The following is a 17,970-nucleotide window of genomic DNA, read 5'->3' on the forward strand; positions in this document are numbered from 1 at the left end:
ATGTGATTACACGACTATGCTGTAATGCCTTGCTGCAGCTTCATCTTTAGTTCATCCAGATCGATCACGGTACCGGTAATTCTCGCCTCTTCCGCGGCATAGGCCATCATATGGCTTTCAACGGACATGTCGATGGAGGATCTGCTGCTGAAGTCGGCATTCCCCAGATTCTCCAAGAAGTCATTCATCAGACCGGTGTCGCCGCCGTTATGTCCGCCGCTCACCGTTGCCGGCCGAATGACGGTTTGCTGTACGGATTCTGCCATATTGGAGTTAAAGCGGGTGACTTCGATAATGTTCAAGTTATCGTCGCCTCGGATTTCCCCATGCTCGCACATGATTTTGAGCGTACGGTACATTTTGTTTGTGAATCCGCTTAAATTAAACGTTGCCGTTACCCCGTTTTTGAATTCGATCAGGGTGACTTGATGGTCGCATACATCATTGTCAAGCCGATATACACAGCGTCCGTAAGGACTCGTTGCTAGCGCTTGGAGCAGTCCCTCTTCGCTCTGATCCGCCGAAATGACGGTAGCGGGCCATTGGCCCCTTATCGGCAAATAGGCTTTTCTTGCGTCGAATCGGCAGTTTGCGGCTGCCTTACAGTCGAGGCATCGTTCCGCACTGCCTGCCGGTGCATTCTCCTCTTTGAAATACGTAAGGCTTCCATACGATGAGATACGCTTCGCCCCGCTGTCCACAAGCCAGGATAGAATATCCATGTCATGACAGGATTTCTGCATGATGATCGGGCTCGCCAGATCGCTTCTTCTCCAATTGCCTCTTACGAAGGAGTGTGCCATATGGAAATTGCCGATGTTCTCGTTATGCTGTATGGTCACGATTTTCCCGAGTTCATTGCTATCGATGATTTTCTTAATTTCCGCAAAGAAGTTCGTATATCTGAGTACATGGCATACAATCACCTTGCGTCCTTTTTCATTGGCTTTCTCCTGAATTCTCATGCATTCTACCGGACTTGGTGAAATGGGCTTCTCGAGCAAAATATCATAGCCAAGATCAAGCGCCATCATCGTTTGCTCGTAATGGTCCTTGTCCATGGAAGAGATGATGACGGCATCGCAAATTTTCCCCATTGCATAAAACACATCCACGGATGCAAATTGTTTCTCCAGCGGAATCTGAAACTCATCCGCCGCTGCCTTTCTTCTGCCGGCATCCGGCTCGATGACCGCCACAATTTCCTCGCTTTGGTAAGCGTGCCTTGAATAGATCATGCCTCTTTGTCCTGCACCAATTAATGCTAGTTTCAACTCCATAACCTCCAGCGAGCTCGTATTTGTCTAGATGGATTATTCTTGTCCCGGCATCTGGGGATCTTCCAAGGGATAATATCCTTCCGGATAATAGGTGTCCCATATATTCTTGAGCGGATCCTCGCGGGCGGCTTCGACTTGTATCGTACCCATCTCATAAAAACCATCCTGTTGCCGGTTCTGTATATTCAGCGTAAGTGAAGAACGGTCTTCGAAACAGAGCGCTATGCCAAGCGAATAGGTTCCCGCCGCGATGTCCTGCAAGTGTACGATCTCGTTATGGACAAGGTCGCCGGTTAACCAGGAATGCGTTGCCGCGTGCAGCGGAAATTCATGGGACACGTTTTCCTGCTTTAGCTGCAGCCGCAGCTGAAATTTTCGATAGATTCTTGAGCTTCCCGAGTTTACGAACCAGAATCGCAGCGGCAGGCTCCCGCTGCCGGACACCGTTTCCGGGTAGGTTAACCGACGTAAAGCAAGGTTGTAACCAAGCCCTAGGTTTACGTTGGACATCCCGGCATGCCAGCGAAAGGCCTCCCGTCTGATATGGGAACCGCCAGCTTCATCGGTCGCATGGAGGAACACCGGGTAGCTCTTCCATACCCGCTGCAAATGATGTTTGGCAAAGGCTTCGCAGCATTCGATCCAATTCTCCTCGCCGCACTTCACCAGCAAGCCAAAGCCGCGGCCGCGCTCCTTTAAATATCGAATCAGTGGTTCATTCTGCAAATCTGCAAGCAGTACCTGGGATCCAAAGGAATCGATATAGGCGTTCCATTCTTCCTTGCTGTTTGCCAAGGTCGAGATCAAAACGGCCGCAAGGCGTTTATCCGAATCGATCATACTCCCGACTTTTCGGATCAATGCCGCATAACATGCTTCGTGGTTATCCTTCGTCCATTCTGGCAGGTCCGGCGTCAGGAAAAGAACAGGATTCGTAATCGCTTTCATTACCTTGTCGACCCCTCCGAGCTTATACTCTCCTCGCGCAGGTTCTAGTTCCTTCCATGAAAAAGCCGCATATTCGAATCGACCGTGGATTGTTTCGTACTCCTTGACCGACAAGGGCTTCGGCCTGACTTTGACGGTTTTATACTTCTCGTAGTTCTCAAGCGAATATTTCCCCATCCTCTTCGCTCCTTTGTAAATGGCTGTCAACGGTTCCGCGGAACAATTCTATATCTGCGTCGGTTATATAAGGCATGCTGCCAATCCGGCTGATATCTTCCGTCAGCACGATCATGCTTAACGTATTGAATCTGGCCCCGGTCCGCATATACTCAGCTGCCGCTCTTTGCAGCGAGGTCGTATATTCGCCGGTGTTCAACGTCGGATCAGCATTCCGGTCTCCAAAGACTTCATAGCGCAGCATGCCGTCCCCTTCATCGGTGGGATAATTATAAAACTGCCGTTGAACGTGGACGATATTGCTTTTTTCATTGTCCAAAACGAGCGAGAGCCTGGAATCATAAAGCCAGCTTGAACTCCAGAAGCCTCTGATGGGCAATTCCGGAAAATATCGATCATAGAACCCAATGGCCATCGCCATGGAATTCCTCAGCCTGTCCGGCGTGTACCCGGGCCCGGAAGGAATGTGAAGCGCCAACAGGGTATCCCCTTTTTGAAGCACGGTATCCCAGTCCTTCTTTAAGATCGGCGTTGTTTCTCTTTCGACGAATCCCATGGGATTGATCCGATTCGCTATGATGAATTCGGCATTCTCCTGCCATTCCGATGTGAAGCGGCCTTGCGGATCATAAACATCGTTGATTCCGTTCCGCTGTCCATCGCTGCGGAAATCCTCTCCGGGATGGCGAAGGGCAAGCACTTCCTGCGTATCCCTATGGCGGAACATGGTGAAGGAATCCTCGAATCGGTACGGAATAAAATAGAAGCGGTCCAACAGAAAGATGGAGCAGGTATAGAAATTCATCACCCACGGGAAATCATGAACCTTGGCATCGCCTTGCAGTGCCAATTTTTCCATTTGCAGCTTCAGCGGTTGATGCGGAATGTCCTCATAATAGGTTAGGGGTACGGAACGCTTCTCCAGCATCTTCATGGAAGGCACCACGCAGGCTAGCAGCAACAAAAACGAATATAATTCGCCGTACTTCTTCATGCATGCGGGCGTCATATTGGTATAAAAGGCTTCATCACAGCGATTGCGCGCCGAGCACAGATCCTCCACCATAAATTTGGTGAAATGAAACAATACGGCGTCTTCCTCTATCGCTAAAATCCCCTGTTCAATCCATTGCCGAGTCTCCTCGGGAGTCTGATATCGCTCAAAGATTCCATTCAAGAAGCCCCTTGGTATGAGATAGGGCTCGCCATCCGGTAGATAGCGATCATATTTTGCTTCCAATCCATCAGGCAGATAATCAAATTCACAGATCGCTGTTACTTCTTTATAATTCATCGGCCTTTCCATTAGCCTGCCTCCCCCTTTCGACGAATAGCTTACCCATCGGGTAAAAGCCGTCTTGATATCCCGTGATTGCCAGCTGGATATTCCCGATTTCCTTCACGCCGGTTTCGATGCCAATCTCCAGCGCATACTCGCCCGCCGGCATATCGTCCGGCAGCGAAAAGCTTTCTGTCCATGCAATATCCTCATCCGGGAGCCATTCCCTGATGTCTTCACTGCTATGGAGCGTATACGATCGACATTGGCCGGTTAACCTCACCGCCAGCGGATAACGATGATAAATCGGAGCGACGCCGACATTAGCCCACAACGCATCGATGTTTAGCTCTCCGCCAACGAACGCTATCGAATCGTACGCGAATTTCCTTAATTCGAAGCGGTAGCCCATCTTGTTAATCCAAGCCTTGACCTTCTCTTTCCACGGTTCCGGTACTACCGTCCCTTTGTTGTTAAAGGATGAAATATGCCACTTGAGCGTTTCCTGTATGATATAGTCGATATCCCAGCCCTGCAGATACCAGTCATTCATATGCCAGCATGCTTCGAACAGGATCGGCGCTTTCTCCCAGGCATCGCCCATCTCAAAATTCTGAATATTTTGCGGATAGAAATCGGTCATATGCGACCACTGATCACCATGAAAGCCGCCCATATCCCCCAAGCAATCCACGCGAAATCCGACTTTGGCTTTTCGTTCATTTATGATCCGGATCGACAGCGGATCATGCAGCAGTGCCTGGAGAGGCGTTATTTTAAAACCGTCCAAGTAAGCATCCGTTATCTGCTTAATCGCGCCAGGCGTTAGAAATTCGGTTCCGCCGCCTTCCCCCCAGGCTCCGACTATGGTCAAATCGATCGAGCTGATAAGCGGGTGGCCGTCAAAGCGGGCGGCAAACGCCTTGATGAAATTAGACCAATACTCGGCATATGGGGTGGTCAGAGGGTCTACTCTCCAGAACGGAAACTCGGGCTCCTCCGGATATTCGGCCCGGAACCAAGACGGAATATCGTCTTCTTCGCATAATGCATATGGCGAACAGCGCACCACGGCAGTACAGCCTAATGATTTGGCGTAATCCAGCTTTTCCTCCAGTACGCTCCAGTCATAACTACCTTTATCCGTTTCGATGTCACGCCAACGAACGCTGGAGAAATATACTTTGCTGTCCGGATGATTGTACGTCCTGCTGTCTTCCGCAAACTTGTATTTGCGCTGCGCTTCCCCCCGGTTATCAACAATCCGTTCCGGATCTCCCATCAAGCCCGGCGCCGTGGTAAAGCCAATACCCGGATTGGTCAACATTTCATCCGATATCATAGGGTAAACCGTAACTCTCTTGTTCATATCCCAACTCCCCCATGTACTAAACAGAACTCTCTGCTTGTTACGTTGTTTGTTACGTTTAATCTGTTTCATTACACAATTTGTTTAGTGATTTCATGTTATATCATTCGCATGTTATCTGGCAATATCAATTTTGAAATACTTCGAAATTTCTAGTGACAACGTATGGAATATACATGTTACTCTTGATTTTGATTAAGGAGGAATGTAAAATGAAGTAACGTAACAATATTGCGCAACAAACAACGTAACATATCTATAATAAAAGCAAATCATTGTTAACAATGTAACATTCCTATAAACTCTAAAATGGCGATTATTAGTAACTTAAAAGGAGAATGTGTTTATACATGAGTACGATTCGGGATGTTGCTAAACTTGCAAATGTATCCACAGCCACCGTGTCCAGAGTGTTAAACAATGATACGAAGTATAAAATCACGGACGAAACCCGGGAAAGGGTTTGGCAAGCCGTTACGCAGCTGAACTATAAAATCGCATCAGGGCCCAAGCGCAAGGTTTCTGCTCAGGATCCGGCCGAAAGCAAATCGCATATCAAAATCGGATGCGTCTTAAGCGTCACCAAGGATAAATACAACGATCCCTACTTCATGTCGATCTTATCCGGCGTGGAAGAACGCTTGCTTGGCGCCGGTTACAACATGTCCTTTATCCGGACGGGAATTGAATTGAACGACAGCAAGATCCTATTTAATACATTCAGCGAACCGATTACCGGCCTCATTCTCATGGAATCGCTCGATCACGAGACCTACGAATATATTCGCAAGCAGGTCCCGTACATCGTAGGTATCGATACGGAACGCGGGGATATCGACAATGTCGGCTACGATCATTACAATGTCGCTTCGATGGCCGTCAGCCATCTCATTGAAAAAGGCCATACCCGAATCGGATATATCGGGGGAAGCGGATTATCGAGCAACCTCAAAGACAGCCGTCGTTATCGGGGCTACTACGCAACCATGCATGCTGCCGGATTGTCGGTCAATCCCGATTGGGTTATTGATTGCATGTGGGATGAGGCGGTCTGCATCGAAAAAATCAATCATCTATGTACAAACCGAAATTTCCCGACTGCCTTCTTTGCCGGCAGCGATTTAATGGCTATGGCCGCCCTCAACGGCCTGTATAACAACGGTATTTCCGTTCCTGACGAAGTAGCGGTTATTGGGCTATCCAACATTGAGGTATCCAAGTATTCCAATCCGCCGCTGTCTACGATCGATGTGCCGATGAAAGAAATCGGCATGGTAGCTGTCGATAACTTAATCGACCGAATCAACGGAAACAAGCTGCTGCCCAAAAAAGTGATTTTGCCTACACGCTTGGTGGTACGCAGCTCAACTTAAACGGCTTTTTTGGCAAGAAGAAACTTAACGGCGTTTCCATGCTTTTTCAGAACAAGCGCCTGGAACCGTTGCACGTATTCACGTATTGTTAATTGCCTGGCTCGGAAAGGAGGTGAAGGATTCGATTTCTTGAGAGTAAAAGAACAATTCTGTGAGGAGGTTTGACATGAAAGCACGGGGTATCCATTGGAAGCAGCCGTTTGCCCTAATTATCATGACGGCCATTCTACTTGCCTTATTCCCTTTTCCCCGCTTTACTTGGTCTGCGGAAGCTGCCTCTGCCTCTATCGTTGTTGACGGCGATCCGAGCGACTGGGAGGGCATTCCGGCCCTATCCACGAATACGGGAACGGCTCAAAGCTTAAAGGCTTCCCATGACGACAAGAATCTTTATCTGCTTGTACAAGGCTCCGGCCTTAGCACTACGATGGGAAGCTTCTGGTTGAATACGGACGGGAATGCTTCTACCGGATATCAAGCTTTTGGCTGGGGCACGACGGGCGTTGAGTGGCTTCTCGAGAACCAAACCTTATACCGCTACTCAGGCAATGGAAGCAGTTGGAGCTGGAATTTTTCATCGTCTCTGACTTCTTCTCAATATGTACGTTCCTCATCCGTGATTGAAGCAGCGATCCCTCTTTCTACGCTTGGACTTGGCGAAGGCAGCAGCGTGAGCATCGGGTATCTGGATAACAATTCGGATTTGCACCGCCTGCCGGCACAGAACCAGCCGCTTCCGGTCTATACCTTACAAGCACATCATCCGGGAGGCAATATGATCGAATTCTATCCAACCGAGCTGAATGATCCGTTGAATAACCCGTTTAAAGGCTGGGCTCCATCCGCGAAATCTACCAATTATCCTCAACCTCATCGGCTGGTATATGCCGGCGTGACTTGGAAGGAGTTTGAGCCGACGAAGGGCAATTATGATTTCAGTGCGATTGAAGCCTCCAATCATTTCGACTATTGGAAAAGCCGCGGCGTCAAGGTAATCCTTCGCTTTATTCTGGACAGTCCTTCCGGCGTGGCTCACCGGGATATCCCGGATTGGCTGTACAACGACATGGCAAGCCTGGGACAATCGCCGGGCAAGGCCTATCGCGACGATACTGGAGGCATGGGAGCCGGCAACAACACGGGCTTCTCTCCTAATTACAGTTCCGACTATCTGATCGCCAGGCACAAACTTGCAATCGAGGCGATTGCGGACCATTACGACTCCCCGGATAGCCCGATCGCTTTTGTGCAAATCGGTTCGCTCGGACATTGGGCCGAATTCCATACCTGGCCTTATGTCGGACCGAACGGGGAAAGCAACTATACGGGGGCATTTCCCCCGAACAGCATATCCAACCAATATATTCAGCATTATATCGATGCCTTTGCCAATCAGGAGGATCACACGCAGCTATTGATTAGACGCAGTGTAGAGCTGGCCAAGAATAACAACAAGGGTTTGATTCTGGGAATGTACAATGACGTCTTCGGCGATCAGCCGAGCTTCGATTCCGATTGGGGCTGGTATACAGGCACCCAGAACGGATATTGGGATGACATCGGCCAGCAGCAACCCGCACATGCAAACTTTTGGGATACTCGCGTCTCCGGCGGCGAATTTTATGGCGGTGCTTATGGCATGAATGCTGCGCTTACGTCAGGCAGCGGCTTCAATGAGACCCTTCGGCAAACCGAGCTCAGCAAGCCAAGCTGGCTGGGACCGAATTCTCCGGCTTCCCTGGCGGTTGGGAATCCATTGCAAGGCAACATCGATACGCTCAAGAAACGAATGGGTTATCACTTTGTCGTAAACAAGGCTGCATACCCGCAAGTAAATAGCGGAAGCACGCTACAGGTATCCGTCACGGTGGAGAATAAGGGGGTTCAGCACTTCCCGTTCAATTGGCCTCTTGAAATCCAGCTGCGCAGCGGCGGCCAGATCGTGGCACGCCAAACCACATCGGCGGACTTAACGACCTGGAGAACAGGGCAGCACACGGTCACAGGCTCTCTTCCTACGAATACACTGCCGAGCGGTACTTATGAATTAGCCATTGCGATTCTCGATCCATCGACGAACCAGCCGGCGATTGATTTCGCTAACACAAACCGGCTTTCAGACGGAGCTTATAAGGTCGGTTCATGGACCAAATAGCATGCTAACCGGATTTCAACTATCATAATAAAAAGAGCAGCAGATGGCCGCGTATCATTCACGGCAACTCTGCTGCTCTTCCTTCATTTAAAGGTTATAGATCATGAACGCCTGGTTCTTGCTCATGATTCCAGATGAAATGCTGCTTCAAGCTCGCGGATTCGCTCATCATCGATGTGGATGACATCGCCTAGCGTTCTCGCCGACAAAATGGATTTCGCGCTGTACTCCGCAACTTCCAATCGATCAAAAGCGTTGAGCAGGCTTTGACCGGCAACGATTACGCAGTTATTGTTCACAATGGCAATCGGCGTATTGGCTTTAAACAGCGAAGCGGTACGCTCAGGCTCGTTATACACCGCATGAAAGGGGAGCTTCGGCGTTCCGCGAAGCAATATATAGCTTTCCGGAATCGTCCTCGAATCGAAGGCCGTATCGGTGACCGCAAATGCCATAATGTTGGGAGGATGCGCGATGATGACCGAATGGACATGCGGCTGCGTGTTATAGATCGCTTCATGGAGGAAAACGGATTTGCTCGGCTGTTTGCCCGCTTCCGCTTTGCCGTTCTCTATGCGGACGAGGTCTTCCGGTTCCAGATCATTGCGGTCTTTGCCATAGGGCGTGATGACAAAATCGTTTCCTTGCAATCGATGGGAGAAGGTGCCCTGCGTGCTGGTGAACAATCCCTGTTTATACGCGCGTTTCATCAATCCGCACATATCGCGGCGCAGCTCTTTTTCTTCCGACGTGCAGGAATCGCGGATGAACGTATCCATCTGCAGCGTGCTTTTGTTGCGCACGGTTTCGTAATCCTCATCGTTAAGCAGGACCGGTTTACCGATTCGACGTGCCTCAATCTCAAGGCGTGCACAGAAGTCGAGGGTTTCGAACCGACGAAACGCTTGAAATAGGTCCTCTCCCCCGACCACGACCCCGTGATTCTCCAGCATGACGGTGTCGATCCCTTGCTTGAAGACGGCTGCGATGTTCTCCCCAAGCTGCTCGCTTCCGGGCAGCGCATAAGGCGCGATTCCGATCTCGCCGCAGATTTGCCTTTCGTTCGGAAGCAGCCTTGTATCCGGAATGCGCCTTACTATGCTGAACGAAACCAGTGCAGGCGGATGGGCATGAATGATCGACTTCAAATCCGGGCGGGTTTGATAGATGAGCCGGTGAAAGGGAAATTCGCTGGAAGGCTTGTGAATTCCCTCTACCCTGCCGTCCTCCTTCACGCATACCATATCCGACCGGTTAAGCGACCCTTTGTCCACTCCCGCTGGCGTAATCCATATATCCCCGTTTTGGTCCCTGATCGACAAATTGCCTCCCGACGTGGTTGTCATCCCATGGTTGTAAATGCGATTGATAAAGAGAAGAAGCTGATCTGCCGGATGCACAAAATCCTGATTCATTCCTGCCACCGCCCTATCCGAATGTTTTTGTTTAGTTTTGTTTGTTTTTATTATACTGTTTCTTCTGTCGATAATCGAGGAGAAATGTGGCAAAAACAATAACAAAAGCCGTAAATAATATTGATGATGATCCTGAAAGCTTCCAGCCGGAGAAATGCTGCCAGAACGATTGACAATCCATCGCGGTCATGGGAATCAACCTCGCTCTCCTTATTGCAGCCTGAATTCATGAGCATGAAAGGACGATCCAAACCGTGCTGCGCCACCGGGAGCGGGTTATCGGGCATGTGCCCCATCGTTCCATCCATATCGATGCCGGCGTCGACCCGGTCATCCTCATACATCACCTGAGCAGCGGTAGCCCCGCCTGCGGAATGTCCGAATATTCCGAGCTAAAGAAGCCGCCAATATGGCGGCTTCTTTAGCGTATCTAGTTCTTGTCGAGTGGCAGTCATCAAAGTCATCCTATCAGACCATATCAAGCATGTTACGATCGGATCCCCATGTCGCTCAGAAGCACGGTTCCCCGCTTAGTCAGGTTGAATTGAATACGGACCTTGCTCAGCTGCTGCGGGTTGAAGTCCGGATTCATTTGTTCAAAATCGCTTAACGGGAAATCATAGCTTTGAAATACGGGCTCCGAAATGTTCCCGGAATTCGAGAACGGCCATTTGAGAAGTTTACCTTCGATAACAGGCGGCAATTTGGATATGTGGCTGAGGGGAAGACTTGCCTGATTGCCTCTCTTGTCTTCAACGGAAACCGTTGCATTGATCAGTTCATTCGGGTCGCCGCTCGCGTCTTTTCCACGGGCGTCCGCCATCGAAAATACGACAGAGCTTTCCGTTCCCGTTTCCATGCCGCGTTCCGGCAGCGTGACCGTGAAGGATGCAGGTTCGGATTCTCCTCTCGTGTCCCAGCCTAAGCGAACCGCGCTGTAATCGGCCAAGCCATGCTTGGTCCTTACCTTCTCCTCCTTCCATACCCGGAGATGTTCGCCCATCAGGCTGCCGCCAGGCAGCGTCGTGCTCTGCAGATCGATGTCTTCTTCAAAATCGGCAATCATGGTCGTCCCCGAATCGTAAACATTGCCCACGTACAGGTTGTCGGGAATCCATTCCTTGGCGTAACCCAAATCCGTGAACATCTCCCGATATTGACGTTGGTCCTTAAGCGTTGCATCGAGAAAACCGGAAATAAACACCTTGGCAATCGTTTCCTGCTCTTCCCGCGGCATGATTTGACGAAGGTTAAAGAGACGATTCGCAAGACCTGCTCCATCCCCTCTGTTCCAGCCTCCGTTGAACTGGCCATGGTTGGCCCCATAGACATAGATCATCGACTTCATGTAATCTTTGCCTTCGGTATAACGAATCCGATGATATTGTTTGGCAGCGTCCAGGCTGTTGACGTCCATATCATGAGCTCCATGCAAAGAGAGATAATTCACGTCCTGCAGCGGCAGCGGTTTGCCTTGCGGCTGATACTGCCCGTCCGTTCCCGCAATGGAAACGAGAGAGCGGATCGAGAAGTTATAGTCAAACTTGATATGGCCGTGATCCGGGTGATTGCCGAGTTTGTTGAAGGCCGCCGCAATCGCGACCGCTTCGCCTCCCCGGGAATGACCGATGAGGGCGATTCGTTCCATATCGACCTTTTGATAAAACGGGTTGTCCGGATCGCTGTTCCAGCCCTTCCATGTCTTCAAATGCTCCAGCAGCAGCAGACCTCTTGCCGGATTTTCGCGTTGGAGGGCGCTAACCAGAAAAAGGTCCTCGTATGGGGCGGCATTCAGGAAATTTTCATCCACGGAGACGAAAATATACCCTTTGCTCGCGAGCAGTTTGCCGAGGTATTCGTAACCGGGATCGGAATAATCGTTCATTAAGTGGTTTCCATGCACAATCAGGACCAGCGGAAATGTGCCCTCCCCTTCGGGATACCATACTTTTCCGTTTAACGGCATGGCATCCGGTCCGAATCCAAGCGACTTCGTTCGCCCTGAGGACCATTTATCGACAAATTCGGTTGCATCCACCGTTTTGGTCGTCAGCGAACCGCTTTGATTAAACTCTTTCCGGTAGTTGTCAGGACTTCCGTATAACAGGCTTTGGACGGGAAATGTGCCTTGTTCTGCCGGATTGTTCATCAAGGTTTCTTCATACCGGCTTGAGGTTTTCAGCTGTTGTAACGTGATGGCCGGAGCTGCTTCATCTCCCTCCCGAATCAGCCAGAAGCTGCCCGCTCCGATCACGATGGTAATCAAGGACAAGCAGGCCATGGCGCCGATTCTCCTTGCTTTTGAGACTTGCCTGTAGCTTCCGGCTGCAATTTTATAAAGCAATGCCCCAAATAAAGAAAAAACAAAGGCCAAACATGCAATGAACAAGGCCGATACTTTCGGCGGCACGGTGAAGCAGCATACAAGCAAGGTCAGTGAGCCTGTCAACGTCCAAATATAACGGCTTGGCAGTTTCTTGACTCCGTGCAGCAGCAACGCGGTCAAGCCGCTTATCATGGCAATCGCTAAAACAAACAAAAACGTGCCCGCGATATATTTTATGAAACCGTGCCCCGTCAATAAATAATCGGCTTGGATCAGGATTAGAATGAAGGCGATGCCTCCTAGTCCAAGCGACGCCCCCTTCCATCCAGGAGTTAAAGGCTGCATACGTTTCCGGTTTGCAACGATTCTTTGTATAATGGCAATGCCCTTCTCGTTCTCTTTCTCTTTTTGTATTTCCACTCTTCCCAGTCCTCCTGCACTCTATTTAGTAGATCGTTCTACACCTGAGGATACCGGATCACTCTTTCTGTGCACTTTCTCAATTCTTTCAGAAATCTTACATATTGCTCGGCAGAAACAGAATGAATATCGTCTGCCCGTTTGTTGTTGTAAGCCTGATCTTTCCTCCATGCTTCTCTGCCACTTGTTTGGCAATCGCCAAACCGAGTCCCGTGCCGCCATCGCTTGTCCGTGCCCTGTCTCCGCGAACGAAAGCTTCGAACACCCTATCCTTTAGGGCATCCGGGATACCGGCGCCATCATCCGCAACGTGAATCTCAACCCCGTTCTCTGCGATTACCAATTTCAATTCCACGGTTGTGCCGGGAGGGTTGTATTTCCATGCATTGGACAGCATATTGGAAACCGCCCGGTATAACCAGATCGCGTTGAACGGGACCCTCATTTCCCGATCGGGAATATCGTAACGGAAAACAAGCTGTTTATCTTCGAAAACCTCATAATATTCGGCCGCGATTTCCCTCGTAAATTCCGTAATGTCGGAGAATTCAACGGAAATAGAAACATCGGCACTGTCCAGCTTGGACAGGTCAAAGATGCCGTCAATCAGCTCCGACATCAGACTGGCTTTGTCGGATATCAAACGCAACACCTGGCGTCTTCTCTCTTCCGTATCCACGAGTCCCGCCTCCAGCGCTTCGATATAGCCCCGTATGGTAGTCAACGGTGTCTTCAAGTCATGTGAGATGTCGATCAGCATGCGCTGCTTGCTTTCTTCCAGCTCCTGCTTTTCCCGCTCCATCCGCTCGAGACGCTCTGCCATATCATTGAAATCGTCCTGGATCTGCGCGAGCTCATAGCTTGCTTTGAAGTTTAGCCTTTTGCGGTATTGACCTTGGGCAATGTTTCGAATACCGTCGGCTATGGAGCTGAGCGGAGTCGTGAGCCTCGAAGCGGTCCTTCTTCCGAACGCATACACGGTGATCGCAAACAAAACGAGAAACAGAAGCAGGGTCTGAAGAGCCATTTTATAAAATACGCGCTCTTGTTGATCGCTGTATCTCTCCTCTGGCGTAGCGGGCGAATGGCCCTTCTGAGTCTCCTCCACCTTTATCTGCCCGGTTGAATCGAGAAAATAATTCATGATTTGCGCATTCAATATAAACAACGATAACGCCGCAATGATGGCAATCGTAACAAAGAAATACAAGTATTGTCCGATCAGCGAACGCTGTAAACGATTAGGCGTTTTCATGTGTCTAACTCATCTTTCTTGGCAAACCGGTAGCCGAGGCCGCGGATAGTTTTGATATAAACGGGGTTTCTCGGATTGGTCTCGATTTTGTCCCGCAGCCTGCTAATCTGCACCATAACGGCATTATCGTCGGCCAGGTACATCTCGTCCCAGGCATGCTCAAACATTTGACGTTTCGTAAATACGCGCCCCGGTTCTCCCATAAACAGGTTTAACAATTTATATTCGATCACGCTGAGCGAAATGGGCTTTCCTTGGATATACAGTATGTATTCGCGATGATCCAGCACCAAATCACCGATGCGGGTGACGGAAACCGGGTCAGGTTCCGACGGCTCATTGAATTCATAGGACCGTCTTAACTGGGCCTGAATTCTTGCCATTACTTCCATCGGGCTAAACGGTTTGGAAACATAATCGTCTGCTCCGAGCTTGAGACCCGTGATTTTATCAAGCTCCTGATTTTTGGCCGATACGAGAATGACGGGGATTTTATAATCCTGTCTAATCGTGCGGAGCAGCTGGTATCCGTCGATGACCGGCATCATGATATCGAACAGAGCGAGATCGACGCGTTGGCTTCGGAGATGCTCAAGCGCAGCAAGCCCGTCGAAGGCTGCCAAAGTCGTATATCCTTCTGCGTCTAAATAGAGTTTCAGCATGTCTACGATATCCGGATCATCATCGACCACAAGTATGGTTCTGGGCATATAAAGCATCCTCCTTCAAGTAGTATAGGGTTCTCCTTCGAAGGCTAATTTCCTTTTTTGCGTTGTCTCGTCAGCATTATTAAACAACAGAAATAACCTCTCACCGGATACGGCGGAGGTCATTTTATTATTGATTCATTAGCGTCCGATAAAACCAAACAAGAGAAGCTGGTTAAGTTCAGCCATCTTGTGGTTATAATTCCCGGCTCTTGCCCAGGAAGCTTGCAGCGTCCCGACGGCATTCAATAATTCCAATAGGGTCTCCAGCGAAACCGAAGTATGAATCGCCCCTTCCTTCTTCCCCAGCTCAATAAATTCCTGAATAAGCTCCAGTCTAATTTTATTGGTGCTTTCGCTGTATAAACTCGCAAGCACCTGATCTTCGACCGCGCCTGGGGTACAAAGCAATTGATAGTCTTGGTCGGCGCAGATCGCAAGCACGCGGGATAACTTGTCTTTAAACTCGATATCTTGGTTTAACAGCTCCGTGGCCATACGGATGGTATTCTGCATCAGAACGTTTGCGCATTCTTTGACCACCCCTTCTTTGCTGCCAAAATAGTTATACAGCGATACGGACGACACTCCGGATTCTTCGGCAATGTCTTTGATGCTGACGTGGACGAAGCCTTTTTCTTTAAAAAGCTTTAAGGCCGCTTGAACGATCGCATCCTTCTTCTGCTGCGTTCTTACTTCGAATTTGTTCATCAAAATCCTCACTCGCTTCCGCATTCATCACTACGCGTAGTTTAACATAACCTGTACAGTTTTTAAACTAAACAAGAAATATTTAAAAACTTCTTGACAGTCTTAGCAAGATCCATATAGAATCAAGCTGTAATTTTTAAATATCAAATCGATTATTTAAAAACTATGATCAATACATTCAATATGCGCTTGAGCAAACTCGTTTTGATCCAAGCGTTTAATCTACAATGGGGGACCTATTATGCGAATATTGGTTTACGGCGCAGGCGTTCTGGGCAGTTATTTAGCCCACGAGCTGGTGCGCGTAGGACACAACGTCACGATGCTGGCCAGAGGACAAAGAGCGGATGAGCTGGAGAAGAACGGCAATGTCATCCGTCATTATTTTCAATTCAAAACTACGGTTCATAACGTGAGGGTCATCCGCGAGCTAGAGCCGGACGATGTATATGACCTTATTTTTGTCGTGATGAAATATCCGGATTTCGAGGCCGTATTGCCTGCACTGGCTGCGAATCACAGCCGCCATGTCGTGATCATGGGCAACAATGCAAGCCCTCAGGATATGCAAACCTACTTGCAAGCCCATAGCCCCGTAACGAAACATGTGGCCTTCGCTTTTCAATCGATCGCCGGCTGGAGAGAGAACGGCCTTGTCATTAGCGTGCGCGGCCCAAGAACCAAAATCAATATCGGAGGTTTAGGCGAGGATCTGTCTTGGCGGCCGTTCATCGATCAGGCTCTGGCAAACACCAAATATGCATGGACCTACCAAAACAATATGAATGAGTGGCTGAAGAGCCATTATGTTATGATCTTGGCTTTAAATTCCATTGCTTCTACATATAACGGGAATTTGCGCAGAGCCGCTAAAGACAGGAAGCTTCTTCATCTTGTCATCCATGCTATGGATGAGGGGCATCAAGTATTGGAGAAAAACGGGTTCACGGTTACGCCTGCCGCTCAAAAGCAGTTCACCCGCAAAAACAGAAAGCTCTTTTACGTTCTATTGAAGATGATGCTGTCTATCCCGATCAGCAGAATTCTGTTAAGTGATAAGGCGGTGTCGGCCAACGAGGTAACAGCGCTGCAGCAAGCTTTTGCCGAATTAAAGAAAAGCGCGAATATGGCGACGCCGCATTGGGATGAGCTTCAACAATATTCCCCGCCTGAGCGGCAGAGCTCATAGTTGATGGCTATGGATCGATCACGTAGCCAGTATAAGAAGCTTTAGAGTAAATTAAAAAGAATCTCTGCTCAACTAGCGAGCAGAGATTCTTGAACCTTCAGGTGGAATGTGATTATTGGGGAATCGGGAGAAAAGTACAGCACATTGCTAAACATCCCCTTCTCTCTCCCTGATATGGGTGGAGTTTGAAGCAGCAAAGCTTCCTTTTCGCTCGTAAGCGAAAATAACCATCATCATGCTTAACATTGCACAGATCATATACATGGTGGAGTAGGACAAATAATCGGCGATCGGTCCCATCGCGACCCCGCCCAAGGATACGCCTAAATCGGCCATCGCAATGAACAAACCGATTAACACGTTGCGGTTGGACGAGGGCAATACAAATGACAAATAAGTCGTTAAGGTAGGGTACAGCAGCGCCTGGGCCATGCCCATAAGAATGGCGCCTGCGTAGAGCAGCATGCTTCCCAACTCTGAAGACAGGCTGATGCATGCCGAAGCCAGGGTTACAAGAAGCATGGTACCCATGATAAACCATGAATGCCATCTGCCATCGGACGGAATTCGTTTTCTCAGGACAAACCGCGAAGCGACTACGACCGAAGCCTGGAGCATCAAGTAAATGCCGGCGCTGCCGCTGTTCAGCTGCTCGCCGTATAAAGGCATAAACGTGGTGACCGCTCCGAATACGATGGATGCCGACAGCATCAAGACACTGCATCGGAACAGGAACCGATTCTTGACGATTTGCCCGAAGGAATGAAACACGCCTGAACGGCTTGTCGCTTGTTCCGGTGGGGCATTCTCTTTGTCCATCTTGACGCTGTACCCGAATAAACCTGTACAAATGGCGATCGCAACAAGAATAACGGTGAATGAATCCATGCCGTCCGTCTGCCAGAGGCCTAATGCGAGAACCGGACCGATCACGCCCGGGATATAAGTGAACAATGAATAAAATGAAATGCCTTGCGAACGCTCCTTCTCAGGCAGCGCATCAATGATGCCGATCTGTAATGCCATCGAAAAAAAAGCCGTGCATATGCCTTGCAAAATTCGAGCCATGAGGTATCCCCCTAATCCGGTACAAGTGTACAGAATCAGGGCAGTGCCGTTTACCAACAGAACCAGGCGCAGCACCTTAACGGGCCCATGCTTTTGGATCAAATGCCCGGCCCAGGGCCGAAAGAACATCGTTGTCAGCATGTAAGCCCCCATGACGAGACCGATGGTTGTGCTGCTGGCTCCCCATGCGGCTCCTTGAAGCGGAATGATGACGTTGAGTAAGGCATTGGCGCTGAAATAAAGCAGGGCCAGCATATATAAACGCAAAAACGGCCAAGACATCGCTCCACTCACTATA

At 49.4% G+C, this 17,970-nt stretch carries 14 protein-coding genes; 4 read left to right on the forward strand and 10 right to left on the reverse strand.

Annotated elements, in window-relative coordinates:
• Positions 1 to 14: 14 nt before the first annotated feature.
• From AC3RCL_RS16595 to AC3RCL_RS16610, 4 genes are read right to left on the reverse strand one after another with little or no spacing between them, the layout of a single operon-like run.
• Positions 15 to 1,280, reverse strand: coding sequence for a Gfo/Idh/MocA family protein (locus AC3RCL_RS16595; protein WP_492530780.1), 1,266 nt, complete (start codon positions 1,278 to 1,280; stop codon positions 15 to 17).
• Positions 1,281 to 1,313: 33 nt separating this feature from the next.
• On the reverse strand, positions 1,314 to 2,405 hold the full coding sequence (locus AC3RCL_RS16600; RefSeq protein WP_492530782.1) for a DUF4832 domain-containing protein: 1,092 nt from the start codon (positions 2,403 to 2,405) through the stop codon (positions 1,314 to 1,316).
• Positions 2,386 to 3,711 carry an acyltransferase domain-containing protein gene (locus AC3RCL_RS16605; protein ID WP_492530784.1) on the reverse strand — a complete coding sequence of 442 codons (1,326 nt, stop codon included), beginning with the start codon at positions 3,709 to 3,711 and terminating at the stop codon, positions 2,386 to 2,388. Before AC3RCL_RS16605 ends, AC3RCL_RS16600 begins: the two co-directional genes overlap by 20 nt.
• Complete coding sequence (locus AC3RCL_RS16610; protein WP_492530786.1) at positions 3,689 to 5,053, reverse strand: DUF4832 domain-containing protein; 1,365 nt, start codon at positions 5,051 to 5,053, stop codon at positions 3,689 to 3,691. The genes AC3RCL_RS16605 and AC3RCL_RS16610 overlap by 23 nt, the downstream gene beginning before the upstream one ends.
• Before the next feature lie 350 nt (positions 5,054 to 5,403).
• On the opposite strand from AC3RCL_RS16610, the gene AC3RCL_RS16615 reads away from it, so the two are divergent.
• Together AC3RCL_RS16615 and AC3RCL_RS16620 are read left to right on the forward strand one after the other, a co-directional pair.
• A complete protein-coding gene (locus AC3RCL_RS16615) occupies positions 5,404 to 6,426 on the forward strand; it encodes a LacI family DNA-binding transcriptional regulator (RefSeq protein ID WP_096773590.1) in 1,023 nt (340 codons plus the stop codon).
• A gap of 166 nt (positions 6,427 to 6,592) precedes the next feature.
• Positions 6,593 to 8,581, forward strand: a complete 1,989-nt coding sequence (locus tag AC3RCL_RS16620) for a DUF4832 domain-containing protein (RefSeq protein ID WP_492530788.1) — start codon at positions 6,593 to 6,595, stop codon at positions 8,579 to 8,581.
• Positions 8,582 to 8,703: 122 nt separating this feature from the next.
• Here the strand turns inward: AC3RCL_RS16620 and AC3RCL_RS16625 are convergent, their stop codons facing one another.
• Positions 8,704 to 9,996, reverse strand: coding sequence for a class II aldolase/adducin family protein (locus AC3RCL_RS16625; protein ID WP_492530790.1), 1,293 nt, complete (start codon positions 9,994 to 9,996; stop codon positions 8,704 to 8,706).
• 254 nt (positions 9,997 to 10,250) lie between these two features.
• On the opposite strand from AC3RCL_RS16625, the gene AC3RCL_RS16630 reads away from it, so the two are divergent.
• On the forward strand, positions 10,251 to 10,421 hold the full coding sequence (locus AC3RCL_RS16630) for a hypothetical protein (protein ID WP_452539286.1): 171 nt from the start codon (positions 10,251 to 10,253) through the stop codon (positions 10,419 to 10,421).
• 62 nt (positions 10,422 to 10,483) lie between these two features.
• Here AC3RCL_RS16630 and bahA read toward each other — a convergent pair whose 3' ends face one another.
• The 4 genes from bahA to AC3RCL_RS16650 form a co-directional block, all read right to left on the reverse strand.
• Positions 10,484 to 12,742, reverse strand: coding sequence for a bacitracin amidohydrolase BahA (gene bahA / locus AC3RCL_RS16635; RefSeq protein WP_492530793.1), 2,259 nt, complete (start codon positions 12,740 to 12,742; stop codon positions 10,484 to 10,486).
• A 97-nt stretch (positions 12,743 to 12,839) separates the two neighbouring features.
• Complete coding sequence (locus AC3RCL_RS16640; protein WP_492530795.1) at positions 12,840 to 13,997, reverse strand: HAMP domain-containing sensor histidine kinase; 1,158 nt, start codon at positions 13,995 to 13,997, stop codon at positions 12,840 to 12,842.
• Positions 13,994 to 14,707 carry a response regulator transcription factor gene (locus tag AC3RCL_RS16645; RefSeq protein WP_492530797.1) on the reverse strand — a complete coding sequence of 238 codons (714 nt, stop codon included), beginning with the start codon at positions 14,705 to 14,707 and terminating at the stop codon, positions 13,994 to 13,996. Before AC3RCL_RS16645 ends, AC3RCL_RS16640 begins: the two co-directional genes overlap by 4 nt.
• Positions 14,708 to 14,845: 138 nt before the next feature.
• Positions 14,846 to 15,415, reverse strand: a complete 570-nt coding sequence (locus tag AC3RCL_RS16650) for a TetR/AcrR family transcriptional regulator (RefSeq protein ID WP_213578438.1) — start codon at positions 15,413 to 15,415, stop codon at positions 14,846 to 14,848.
• 241 nt (positions 15,416 to 15,656) lie between these two features.
• Here AC3RCL_RS16650 and AC3RCL_RS16655 point away from each other — a divergent pair, with 241 nt between their 5' ends.
• Positions 15,657 to 16,604, forward strand: a complete 948-nt coding sequence (locus AC3RCL_RS16655) for a ketopantoate reductase family protein (protein ID WP_492530799.1) — start codon at positions 15,657 to 15,659, stop codon at positions 16,602 to 16,604.
• A gap of 147 nt (positions 16,605 to 16,751) precedes the next feature.
• Here AC3RCL_RS16655 and cntE read toward each other — a convergent pair whose 3' ends face one another.
• On the reverse strand, positions 16,752 to 17,966 hold the full coding sequence (gene cntE / locus AC3RCL_RS16660; protein WP_492530801.1) for a staphylopine family metallophore export MFS transporter CntE: 1,215 nt from the start codon (positions 17,964 to 17,966) through the stop codon (positions 16,752 to 16,754).
• Between the last annotated feature and the right edge of the window lie 4 nt (positions 17,967 to 17,970).

The sequence above is a fragment of the Paenibacillus sp. MT86 genome (genome assembly GCF_058792535.1).